Source organism: Dyadobacter jejuensis (genome assembly GCF_003149085.1).
Lineage (GTDB): Bacteria > Bacteroidota > Bacteroidia > Cytophagales > Spirosomataceae > Dyadobacter > Dyadobacter jejuensis.
The window spans coordinates 99,070-110,495 of record NZ_QGDT01000007.1 but is presented as its reverse complement, the minus strand read 5'-3'; the positions used below and the strand labels follow the sequence as shown (position 1 = coordinate 110,495).

Genomic DNA, 11,426 nt, shown 5'->3' with positions numbered 1-11,426 from the left:
AATTATTTGCAGATTTCTATTTGGAAGTTTACCCCATTCATGCTTTTTCTAGCCGATAGTTCTCCATTTAATCTATCGGCGGCTTCGCCGGCAATAGCTAAACCAAGCCCAGTACCATCAATTTTTTTAGAATATCCTGGTTCAAAAATCGCCCCAGATTCGATTTCTAAATCAGTGAGACCAGGTCCTGTATCTCTATAGTCGATAATAACTGTATCTATATTTTCAATTAACTCGATTGTTATTACTTTTTCATTGGAATGAGATAAATCTAACCAATAAATACTATTCTCAATGAGATTTGTTAAGGCTATATATAAGTCTTCTGACCATCCAAATATTTGAACTTTTTCGTTTCCAACTATATTGACTTGAATATATTTTTCGGTCATACTGGACTTAAAAACTTCTATGCTCTCATTGACAACTTTAAGAACTGAGAAATCAGTTTTCTTGTCTCTTTTTAGCTTGGCCAATGGAGATATTCTCTTGAATAGAGTAGAAATGAATTTACTATTGATCTTAAATTCATTGATACTTCTAGTTAATTCATTAAAATGTGCTTCATCCTTAGTTTCACGATAGAAGTTTAAGTACCGTTCCATTAATTTAGTTTCTGAATTAAAAAATTGTAACGGCTTTCGGCCTTCATGAAGAATAAAGTTGACAATTTTTCCTAAGGTTGCTTGCCCTTGATAAATTGCAATTGTTTTTTCTATATCCTCTTTTAATTCTACCTTCTTAATCTCCTCTTTGGTTAAGATATTGTCAATTTCCTCAATTGCTTTTTTGTCTATATTAAACTCAGATAATTTTTTACCAATTGCGGATTTAACTTCAGTAAGGCTAAATAATGAATTTATTGAATCTTGAAGTTTAGAGGATTCGCCTCGACTTTTCTTACTCTTAACTCTATAGGCAAACCTTCTTTCTTCTAATTCTGATAATACTTTGAGTGCTAGTTCTTTTAACCCGAAATAATATTCGTTTTCTTTTAGTCCATCTCGTGCACTTTTTTCTTCTAGGCCTGAAAGTTCCTCTGGCTGTATTGTAACAAAACCAACAATTTGATTATTACTTATCCTATCGGCAAAACTTTGAACTCTACTTTTATCCAGCCCTAACCAATCAACACCTTTATTTCCATAAGGTCTTATTCTAAAAGAACTTTTGTATATGTTTACGCCGTAAACTTCATTTAAAAGATTCCTTGCTTCTCTCTTACCCATAAGAATCTTAGAAACTGGGTGGATGAGACCTTTATTTATTAAATTATCAATTGCTTCGGGTTCACGGTCAAAAACTCTAAAATCCATTTTAATTTCGCCGCAAAACTCACTTGATTTTGAAAGATGAAAGTTCTTAATAATTCTTTCTGCTTGTACCGCATTAGGGTTTAGGTTGTTTTCGAATAAAAGATTTGCTTCACCTTTATCTGAAACTAAACCAGAAATACGATAGTCGTAAAATTTGATAATAGGAAATGTTTCAATTTTTATATTATTGTCAATATCGCTAAATGGTGAATTTTCAAATGAAAGATTTATTATAAACCTTTCCTCAATAGATTCATCGAATGGTGAAATTAATTTTCTTAACTCATTAACAAGCTGGCTAATCGTATCTTTATTCCAATAGGATAACTTAGAATCTATCTTTTTAATAGATTCTACACTACCTTCTGTTCCGCTGACGATTTCTTGTACCGCTTCGTCTCTAGCAATAATTACTATTTCTGTTCCTGGAGGTTCATCAGTGTCATTTTTTTCAACTAATAGTTCAATTTTATCAAGGTATTCATCGGTCTTGAAAATCCGCCAATCAATAACTGCTACAGATTTTTCACCTTTTTCGCAGACGGTGGAAAGTGTCATTTCTTGTCCTAGAATTGAAGCAGCAAATCGACCAATACCCTTTCTCCCCTGCAAAGCTCTTGTGCCTTTTTTACTTACTTTTCTTTTTAATTTATCATCAGTTGCTGGCACCAACCATTTATTTATAACTGTATCGAAATCCATACCATGCCCATCATCTCTAATGGTAATTTTCAAGGCATTTTCGTTGTCTACCTCCGTATACTTAAAGGCGATTTCGACCTTATTGGCATCTGCATCGTACGAGTTCTTCACAAGTTCCACAATTGCAGCAAAAGGATCTCCAATCAAATCACTCCCAATTGTATAAATTAATCTTGCAGATGGTCTGATTTTATGTGTCAAATCATTTTTCATGTAGCAGACTTTTGATTTGTTTCGCAATTTCTTTTGCCATCAAAGGGGGGACCGCATTTCCAATTTGTTTAAAGGCGGCCGTCCTATTCCCACCTTCAAGATTTCCTTCAAAATAATAATCATCGGGAAATGATTGGAGTCGGGCAGCCTCTCTGACGCTAATTGACCTGTTTTGATGGATATCCGGGTGAATATAGTAATGACCATCCTTGGAAATATGAGCGACCACGGTTTGCGAGTATGGTAAATCCGCAGCTACAACTTTAAATCTATCATTAAATGAAGTGCGATTTTGATGAGTCTTCAATCGTTCCGGTAAGTCATTGTAGTTTAAGCGTTCATGCTCCTTCTCCCATTTTTTAACGGCAATTTTATAGATCTCTTTATCTTGCTCACGATGCGGCCTTGCAATGTGCTGTGTTAATATGTCATTTTCGCTGCGTATGGAATTGAATTTTAAGTACTCGGTAGTTTCGGTTTTATAATCCAAAAATCTGTCGGTACCTTCACCTGCTTGAATTGCGGGTAAATCATTTAATAAGTCGTTAACTAGGTAATTGCTATTATTTATAATTCCTTCTAAATTTGGAATGTTTATTTTTAGTTGGGCTTTCCAACCCAGAATAACAATTCGTTTTCTGTTTTGTAATACCCCAAAGTTTTTGGCTTCAAGTGTGAACAGTTTAATTTGGTAACCTATTTTGTTAAAGAGTTCTTCCATTTCTTTAAGATAATGTCCTTTCTTTGCAGATTTCAGACCAAGAACATTTTCGAAAACAAACATTTTGGGTTGATACCTCTCTAAATATTCAGCGTATTGAACGAATAAATAATTTCTAGGATCACCCTCCATTTTGGTTTTAGATCTAGACCTACCAGCAATGGAATATGCTTGACATGGGGGACCTCCAATGATCAAATCAACCTTGTCGGATCCTAAGCATTTATCTATTTGTTCTTGGATGATATAATTATTATCTATTCCAATTGGACGATTAATGACTGAGTTCATTATTTCCATCGGTACTTGGCTATGCAGGTGGTCTCGTGTTAGTTCTCCTTTCAAGTAAGAAACATAAGTTTCGTATTTTTGGGTGGCTTTTAAGTAGTGATAAGCTGCTCTTGTTCTCAGTGTATTACAAGCAGAATTTTCAATTTCTACATGAGCAATAGGTTCAAAACCAGCTTGAATAAATCCTTCTGAAAGCCCTCCCGCTCCCGCAAATAAGTCTATAAATTTATATGTCATTTTAATCCTTTTCATAAACTCAAATTTACTTCTTTTAAATGGATCAGAAGTAAAATGCAACACTTTTCCTTATCAATCAATCGTACCGGTATTACTGCCCAAAGGTCTACTTAGGTTTTGGACCTTAGGCCCCTACCATTGAATTTTCATTTTAAGGGTAACCTTCTTTCTGATATAAAATTGAATGTCCTCCAAACTGCAGTAAATAGCTTGTGTCCACAATTATATTAAATATTTTCAACAAAATGACAAATATCAATTATTGATGGGATAATAGCACTTCGTCGTTTGTATTTAGTTTTTGGCGGATCCACCCTTCATTCGTGAAGTTATTCGATGATACCAAAAAAATAAGGAGGCGGTCGAAAATAGACCACCTCCTTATGCTGTTTTATCCCTTACTTCAAAGGGAATATTTTAAAATTTGTACCCTATGGCAATACCCGCTCTGATTCCTCCCCAGGGGCCGGTAATTTGGTCTCGGATTCTGTCGGATGTTACCGTGCGGTCGTAGGTGAAAATAGAGGAGTCTTCAATTTCGGTCACCTCTCCTTCTAAGCTATAGATTTCCGAAGCTGTGAATGGTGTGTTAGGATGGCCATCCAAGGTACCCTTGGCCTTTCCTAAATGAAAGCCGATAATGGTCCAGTCTAATACCACGTGCTCTCCAAAGTGCCATTGCACTCCTAGGGCTACTCCCCCGGTATGGCCGGTTACTTTTCCTGAAGTCCTGACGGTCTGATACGTGCCATCGTAGTCGATTTGGAGATTATTGGTATTGAAAGTTGCAAATCGATAAAAAGGGGACAAATAGAAGCCTTCTCCATAACCGTTTTTGTTGAGATAAAACCGGACCTCAGGCGTAAAGGCGAAGCTGTTGAATTTTACTGGTTCTTCGCTAGCATCCATCACTTCCATGTTGACTAAGGTGTTGCTGAAGGGTATATCGGAGGTAGGCCGGTATTTAAGTCCAACATTGATGGAGATCGTTTTGTTGAGTACTCTTTCGTACTTAACGGAAACATTTTTCAGGATGGCGGAGGTCATGTCTACCTTGACGTTATTATTGAGCTGCTGAGCCTGACTTGTCCCAGAAAACGCGGCAAACAAAATGGGTAGGGTAAACAATTTGAGTCGTTTCATAATGGATATAGTTTTTAAAAATTAGAGGTGGTATTAGTATTATAGCTTTTTCACAAAAGCCTGGGCAAGGCGATATCTGGGGCTACCCTTTGGGGTAGGCGAGTTGTCTATACCAGGTAGAGGATAGCACCCAATAAAAGATAGGGGGGCGCTCGCTTATTTTTGCGACCCGATTAGAGCATCACTTTCGGACGGATCGCCAGCACTAAGGTCTAGACGTAAACTAGATACACGTTCTGAAATATGGTCACTATCGTAAATAATTCGGCCTTGGCCAACCTGTATGAGTTGACCGTTAGGATCGTCGCCCTTATAGGTAAAGACAAAGGCTTCTTGCCAATTTTTGATACCATCGGAGTCTAATTCCCCCGAAATAATCGTTATCTGTTTATTTTCAATCCCATACGTTTCACCGATTTGCTCGGAGTATAGCGTGAACTTATTGCCTTCGCCAGAAATAAACGAGCCGGTCCCGGTTCCAGTAGCTGATCCATTGGCCGATTTAAAATCATATTTGATCTGGTTGTCGTCCGTCTGATCGTAAAAGCTGTATCGATAGTCAGAAAACAACTTACCCGCCTGATAGGGGTCGTCGGGCCCGAAGGGAACCAACAGGGTGAGGGGAGATGCCAGATAATAGCCCTCCAGCATAGGAGGTGTTACTCCTTCATTAATAATGAGACCCTTGCTTCGAAAGTCGTCGATGATTTCCTTAGGGACGAAATCGGGTACTCCCGGCAATTCCGTCTTTTTTTCTTTGCAGCTTAAGGAGAGTACAACCAGTACTAGGGCAATTCCAGAAATACGTAAGTTTTTCATCATGAATATGTTTTAAAGTTGAAAAGGTTATTAGTGTTGTCAAGATCCACCATAGGAGGGGTGAAGCATAGGGAGTGGTGGGTTGTTTCGAGTTGTCAGGGTCATATTTTGATACCCAATCCTAGCTCTAGAATATTGTATTTGGTCACTCTGTTAGGCAATACAATGCCTGTTTTTATTCCCATCCGTTCATTAAAAAAGTATCTAAGGCCAAAATGAACGGGCAGGTAAATTTTGGTGGAAGTATTTTGCCCCTCATTAAAAATGAAATTCTTAGAGAGTCCTATTCCTCCAAATAGGTCTATATTGTCCTTTTTAAGATTGAGTAAATTATTGAAGTAATAGGATATCCTGATGGCCGGGTTCAGCGTATAGACCTTGTCCTTGGGGTGTAACATCAGGTCGATGCCACAAAATACCTGGTCCATCACGGCATAGTCGACTCCCCCTTTCAGGAAGACCGTCTGGTTCACATAGCTGAGTCCTATATCGGCCCTTTTTGCGTTTTGATCGGCCGATTGGGAATATGCGGGTGCATGGCCGAGTAGCAGTAAGCAAAATAGTCTAATTAATGCTTTCATAAGCTGGGTATTGTTTGAGGTGAGAAGCGCGTAGGTCTGTCTGGCTAGCGGATAATGGAATGGTACTCAAAAGAGCGTTGATTGGAGGTCATATACAGGACCGCCATTTCCGACATGGCTTTCCATCTATACTTTTGTGCTTCGATGGCGTTGGTGTACATCTTGTCCCAAAAGTTCCAGTAGCGCTCCACATTGGCATCTACTTCCTTTCCATGTTGGGTATACAGCTGATTTACCTCCTTGGCACATTTGGAAGTTGGGTCTACCTTACTGAGTGCGGCAAACCCCGCTTCATATTGATTCGCTTCCAGCTTGGCCCTTCCTTCGGATACCAGTTTTGCGCAGATATAGTTTTGATAATTGCGGTATATCTCCAAGGACTTCTCTTTAACCTTGCCAAAGCAGGCCGTTTCTTCGGGGATATTGAACAGTAATGACAACGCTTCACCATGTTGATTGGAATGAGAAAGCTGTTCGGCCTTCGAAATCAACATGTCGCACCGGTCGTCGTAATACTTTAAGATCTTGCCTCTGGCATCGGAAATAAACGTTTCGTATTCCGTATTCTTAGTAGGAAGGGTGGCAATAAGGTTATTGAGGGCTTGCTCATGCGTGCGGCCACTCCCTTTGATAGGTTTTGAGAAAGTAGCAAATACGATTTGATCATCTACTTGTTTTACTACCAGATATAGCTCCGCATCTATAACGTTTAGGGTTTGCAATCCTGGATTAATGCGCTGCTCATTGAAGATGTATATTTTTGGCAGCAGTACAATGCCCGACTGTACTCCTGAGGCAGATACACTCACGCGGTTGACGAGGGTCTGAATTTTGGATTCCAACTTTTGGATATGAGTAGCCGTAAATCCGTCTAGCTCCTTAGGCATCACCACTCCAATATTCAGTTGTCCAAAATCACCGTAATCGGATTGAGAAAAGGCATCATATTGACTGACAATGAGCCAAACGACACCCAATAGACGTAAAAGTGGGTTCATAGGGGGATTATTTGAGGTTAAATATGATCGAGTTACCCTTGATAATTCGTTCTACCTTGTATTTGCTGAGCGAATTACTTTCGGCCCCCAGCTGATTGAAGAATTTGACAATTTTGGTGGAATACCTGCTGGAGGTTTCCTCTCGGGGTATTCGTACGACATCGAATATCAATCGATAGTCCGTTATTCCTTGTATATGGTAAGAGTTCGCATTTGTGGCCATCCATTCTTCTATCACATCCGAGAGAAACAAACCCTGGTTGCCGACTTCGGTGTTCATACTCACCTCGGCATTCTCGGTCAGGCCGATCTCAACGGTTATGTATTTACCATTGATGACTATATCATTAAACTTCTCTTGCATGGTATTAAGAAAGTCCTCAATGACGCTCTCTGTTGCTTTTTGGGCCAAGGTGGCAATATCGTCCGTTTTAAAGAATGGACTATCTCCCGTTTTGTTGGAAAGGGAACTGGCCGTGGAAGACTCATAAGCGGTAAGAATAATTTTGACACTCGTTCCTGATCCCGACTTGTAGATATTGTACAGGACCTCTACCGCTATATCGGCACCCGACGATTGAATCAGCAGGGTTTTTAGGTCGGTCATGCCGTCATTCAAGGCTTGGTTGGTCATTAAGTTTCGCGCCTTGGCAATGAAATCGATGGTAGAGTAGCCCCGGTTGTCGAAGGCCTCTCTGGCCTTCGATACCATCACCATCCGGTTAAAGTCGCCTTCTAGGAGGGCCCTAATATCCTCACCTTCCTTGGCTCCAGGAAATACCATGATGGTGGGCTTGGTAACGAGCTTTTTGGAAGTGTCGTTCTGTGAGAAGGCCTTAAAGGCCAGTAGGGGTAGTAATAAAAGTAATAGGTAGTATTTTTTCATAATGATCGTTAATTAGTAGCCAAAGGCCCTTATCTCGCCATTCTGTTCGAGGTACTTCCGAAAAGCCACTGCATTGATGGACACGCTGAATCGGATGTTTTGTCTGTAATTATTAGCCACCCGCTGGCTGCTGGTCTGATGGATATCGGTGATAAACCTTCGGTACTCTCTGGAGGTGAAGAAGTTTTTTAAAAATTCATTTTTGTCTGTCGACCTCTCCATGCTGGGGGTCAGCGGAACCCGGTAGTTCACACTATTGGGGACTCCTAGGAATAAGAGTTGTTCGAAGGCACGGCGAGAGGCTATATGCTCCAAGATATTAACTCCGGCGGTCCAGGTTTTGTCTTCTTCGCCCGATGCCGCCACATTGACCGTCACAATCCCCGACTTAGTATCCTCACCTTCAAACTGCAATTGCGGGCCGTTGGTCGTCGTGCGTTTGCAGGCGGCGAACAATCCTGTCATTAGGAGTATTACGATTAGGTGTTTCATCATTGAAAGGGGCTATTGGTCGTTGGTAGATACGTAAATATTATGGTCTCCCTGCAGCAGTTCAGCCAATCCACTGCCACCGCTTTTTACCTTACAGATGGTGACTTCACCTTGGATTTCCTCGACTGTCAATACGCCCAGTTTCACCCTGCGAACCCGTCGTTTTTCTCCTTCACCCAGCGCCGATTCGTCAATGAGGTACATCGTTTTTATATTGGCGTCGAGTCCTTCGGCCGTTCCACCGGCTACGACTATCTTTTTTGCCGTTTTTCCTTTAGATTCGGAGATCTCTAGAATTTCATACCTGAGTGGATACCATTTGTTTATGAACTGGCGGATTCTTTTGTCGATATTCAGAAGTGCACTTCCGGCTATCCCGGCCGCACCCGAGCTACTGGCATCCTTCACTTCATCGCTCTTGGTGAAAAGAGATGCCGTTTTTAGTCCAATATCGATCAACTCGGCATTATCCTTGTCCGATATACTCTCGGTGGCGATTTGAACTCCAGTACTAACGTCGATCAACTTAATGTTGAAGGTAGTGCCTTCACTTCCAGCCGATCGGATGTTTCCGGTAACGATGAGGCTTGCGCCCATGAGCTTGCCTTGTTCGGCGAGTTGATCGCTGTGCAAGTACATTTCGCCTTTTTGGGCTTCTATCTCCTCAAAAACTTGTTTGAAGTTCGCACGCTCAATCATGGTGAATCTTTTTGAGTTGGCAAAAACCGTTTCTACACGCTGAGAAAGGGCACCGGCGTCGGTAGCATTTACATGGGCGTCGGCGTTGAAAGGCATAACCGCCACAGTTGGTTTTTCGAACTCATTTTGGCCCTGAGCCAACGCCACGGGTAGCATAAAAAAGAAAAAAAAGATGTAGTGCAGTAAGGATCGTTTCATAGGGGAAGGTGTTTTGTGATTATATTTCTTGGTTTTTTTTCTGATATAGATTGAAGAATGTACCCCAAATGGGCCCGTATTTAGGATACTTCTTATCCGTTTATTAGTATTGAAAAAGGAGTTTTATCGATTTTGGACTAAAAATTTTCTAGTGATTTATAATCGTAATTTTAGTAAAACCTTAAGGTTTTGCGGGTTTCAGATACACCAATCCCCTAAAATTTTACATCAAACGGCATATTTCTAGCATGGGAATTGGGACCTTCCTACAAAAAATTATTAATTTGTAACCGACTCTAAGGCTTGACCTCAAAGTATTTATACCCTTCTTTAGATATGATCCAGTGGAAATTGAATCAAGAATACGTTTGTCATGACAGGCCTTTATGGCCTCGGATGGTATATGCGCTGGTCATGATGGTGGGGAGCCTGTGTTATTCCCAAGCCTTAGCGCAAAAGCAAGTATTCTTAGCCCCCCATCCCGATAAGCTTTTTTATGCTGACAGTCTGCACAAAGCCGCAAAAATAACGGGTGACAGGTCCACTTTGGCTGAGGCCTATTATATGTACGGTAAAGTATATATTGGTATGGGGGACCTGGTCAGTGCGATGAGTTGGTATTTGAAATCCCTCAAAATCCAAGAAGAACTCCAAGATTGGGCAAAGGTGGGTAGGCTGTACAATCGTATTGCCGAAGTTGAGGCAAGAAAGGGGAATGACGAGCGCAGCCTGTATTATATTCGAAAGGGAATAGAGATGGCAAAGAAAGCGAAGAGTCCTTTTTATCTAGCTTTGGTTCAGGGACTTCTCGCGCAATATTTGTCAGAGGATGGAAAAGCGAAGCTATTTGCCAATACCACTCACAAGCAACGACTCGATAGTGCCATCTACTACACCAAGGAAAATATTAAGATTGGCCATAGCCTTCATGATTCGGTTTTGGTCATCACTGGCGAGTTTAACCTTGCCAGATTCCAATATCAGCTAGATAGTAACCGGGTCGATTTTCTAAAGGCTTGTCATAGGGCCTATAAGGCCAATAAGCGACTGAATAATCTTTCGGGTTTACTATTTACCACTTGTGCTCTGACTTATCAGTATTTAGAAATGGGGCAATACGATCAGGTAGGGGTATGGTTGGCCGAATTACAAAACCTGTATAATAGTAGCCCAGCCAATGATTATCATATTAGAATTGAGCTTAATAGTCTAGCGACGCTCTATTATTCTAAGACCGGTAAATGGAAGCAGGCTTATTTGCATGCGGTCGACTTGCATCAGATACAGATCAATCAGTATATAGAGGACCGTAATCTGGCCTTGACCAAGCAAAGTTTTTACTATGAAGCTGAGCAAGACAAGGTTCAGCTTCAAGCCCAGGCTCGGGAGCTGGACCTACAAAAACAAATGATGGTGATTCTTGGAGTGGTTGCTTCTTTTATTACGATCATGGGGGTGGTGTTCTATCGCTTGTATAAGAAGAATCAAAAACTGGGGCAGCAAAATGAATATTTATTAAAAGAACAGAGCCACAGGTTGATGAATGAACTTCAGTCTATAACCAGTTTTTTAAGCCTGAATGCTGAAAAAAGTTCGGATTCGGACTCTATGTCCATCTTGCAGGATAGTCTGTTACGAATAGAGTCGGTGGGGTTACTGCATCGTAAGCTTTATGGAAGTAAAAGTATGGGTAAAGTGGACGTGAACGACTTTCTTATAGAGCTTATAGACCATGTACTCATTGTTTTCGGAAAACATGAGGTGCAGTTAGATGCCGATATGGCGGATATGATGATCGATAGCCAATTGGCTTTGTCTTTAGGGTTGATTGTCAATGAACTGGCTACCAATTCCTGTAAATATGCCTTTGTTGAGGAGGGCGATCACCGCATTACTATTGCAATTAAATCGGTAACAGAGGGTATCCAAACGGAGCTCGTCTTACAATATTCTGATAATGGGCCGGGCGGGGGCGAATCCTCCAAAGTAGGCTTTGGCACAAGACTTATTAGTATGGAAACCACCCAGCTAGGGGGCACCTATCGCATCAGCACAGAGAAGGGTTTTAGGTTTACCTTGAAAATACCGTTTAATAAGAAGTCGATATCCGATCCGGTAGTATCCGTTTAA

General features: G+C 40.8%; 10 protein-coding genes. 1 reads left to right on the top strand and 9 read right to left on the bottom strand.

Features of this window, described 5'->3' with window-relative positions; translation table 11 throughout:
- Positions 1–2: 2 nt before the first annotated feature.
- The 9 genes from CLV98_RS14295 to CLV98_RS14255 all read right to left on the bottom strand — a co-directional run bounded on the left by CLV98_RS14295 (position 3) and on the right by CLV98_RS14255 (position 9,296).
- On the bottom strand, positions 3–2,231 hold the full coding sequence (locus CLV98_RS14295; RefSeq protein WP_109675066.1) for an ATP-binding protein: 2,229 nt from the start codon (positions 2,229–2,231) through the stop codon (positions 3–5).
- On the bottom strand, positions 2,221–3,495 hold the full coding sequence (locus CLV98_RS14290; RefSeq protein WP_211320043.1) for a DNA cytosine methyltransferase: 1,275 nt from the start codon (positions 3,493–3,495) through the stop codon (positions 2,221–2,223). The genes CLV98_RS14295 and CLV98_RS14290 overlap by 11 nt, the downstream gene beginning before the upstream one ends.
- Before the next feature lie 402 nt (positions 3,496–3,897).
- The gene (locus CLV98_RS14285; RefSeq protein WP_109675064.1) at positions 3,898–4,623 is read right to left on the bottom strand and encodes a DUF3575 domain-containing protein; all 726 of its coding nucleotides are present in this window, start codon (positions 4,621–4,623) and stop codon (positions 3,898–3,900) included.
- A gap of 156 nt (positions 4,624–4,779) precedes the next feature.
- Positions 4,780–5,445 carry a hypothetical protein gene (locus CLV98_RS14280; RefSeq protein ID WP_109675062.1) on the bottom strand — a complete coding sequence of 222 codons (666 nt, stop codon included), beginning with the start codon at positions 5,443–5,445 and terminating at the stop codon, positions 4,780–4,782.
- Between the two features lie 98 nt (positions 5,446–5,543).
- Positions 5,544–6,023 (bottom strand): hypothetical protein, encoded by a 480-nt coding sequence (locus CLV98_RS14275; RefSeq protein ID WP_109675060.1) that lies wholly within the window; start codon positions 6,021–6,023, stop codon positions 5,544–5,546.
- A gap of 44 nt (positions 6,024–6,067) precedes the next feature.
- Entirely contained in the window at positions 6,068–7,021 is a 954-nt protein-coding gene (locus tag CLV98_RS14270) for a hypothetical protein (protein ID WP_109675058.1), read from the bottom strand.
- 7 nt (positions 7,022–7,028) lie between these two features.
- A complete protein-coding gene (locus CLV98_RS14265; RefSeq protein WP_109675057.1) occupies positions 7,029–7,907 on the bottom strand; it encodes a DUF6175 family protein in 879 nt (292 codons plus the stop codon).
- Positions 7,908–7,919: 12 nt separating this feature from the next.
- Positions 7,920–8,402, bottom strand: coding sequence for a hypothetical protein (locus CLV98_RS14260; protein WP_146202285.1), 483 nt, complete (start codon positions 8,400–8,402; stop codon positions 7,920–7,922).
- A 9-nt stretch (positions 8,403–8,411) separates the two neighbouring features.
- Positions 8,412–9,296, bottom strand: coding sequence for an LpoB-related protein (locus tag CLV98_RS14255; RefSeq protein WP_109675052.1), 885 nt, complete (start codon positions 9,294–9,296; stop codon positions 8,412–8,414).
- A gap of 336 nt (positions 9,297–9,632) precedes the next feature.
- On the opposite strand from CLV98_RS14255, the gene CLV98_RS14250 reads away from it, so the two are divergent.
- On the top strand, positions 9,633–11,426 hold the full coding sequence (locus CLV98_RS14250) for a histidine kinase dimerization/phosphoacceptor domain -containing protein (protein WP_109675050.1): 1,794 nt from the start codon (positions 9,633–9,635) through the stop codon (positions 11,424–11,426).

Coding starts and splice junctions, on each gene's coding strand:
- CLV98_RS14295 (WP_109675066.1), bottom strand. CDS start 2,231: ATGAAAAATGATTTGACACATAAAATCAGACCATCTGCAAGATTAATT.
- CLV98_RS14290 (WP_211320043.1), bottom strand. CDS start 3,495: ATGAAAAGGATTAAAATGACATATAAATTTATAGACTTATTTGCGGGA.
- CLV98_RS14285 (WP_109675064.1), bottom strand. CDS start 4,623: ATGAAACGACTCAAATTGTTTACCCTACCCATTTTGTTTGCCGCGTTT.
- CLV98_RS14280 (WP_109675062.1), bottom strand. CDS start 5,445: ATGATGAAAAACTTACGTATTTCTGGAATTGCCCTAGTACTGGTTGTA.
- CLV98_RS14275 (WP_109675060.1), bottom strand. CDS start 6,023: ATGAAAGCATTAATTAGACTATTTTGCTTACTGCTACTCGGCCATGCA.
- CLV98_RS14270 (WP_109675058.1), bottom strand. CDS start 7,021: ATGAACCCACTTTTACGTCTATTGGGTGTCGTTTGGCTCATTGTCAGT.
- CLV98_RS14265 (WP_109675057.1), bottom strand. CDS start 7,907: ATGAAAAAATACTACCTATTACTTTTATTACTACCCCTACTGGCCTTT.
- CLV98_RS14260 (WP_146202285.1), bottom strand. CDS start 8,402: ATGATGAAACACCTAATCGTAATACTCCTAATGACAGGATTGTTCGCC.
- CLV98_RS14255 (WP_109675052.1), bottom strand. CDS start 9,296: ATGAAACGATCCTTACTGCACTACATCTTTTTTTTCTTTTTTATGCTA.
- CLV98_RS14250 (WP_109675050.1), top strand. CDS start 9,633: ATGATCCAGTGGAAATTGAATCAAGAATACGTTTGTCATGACAGGCCT.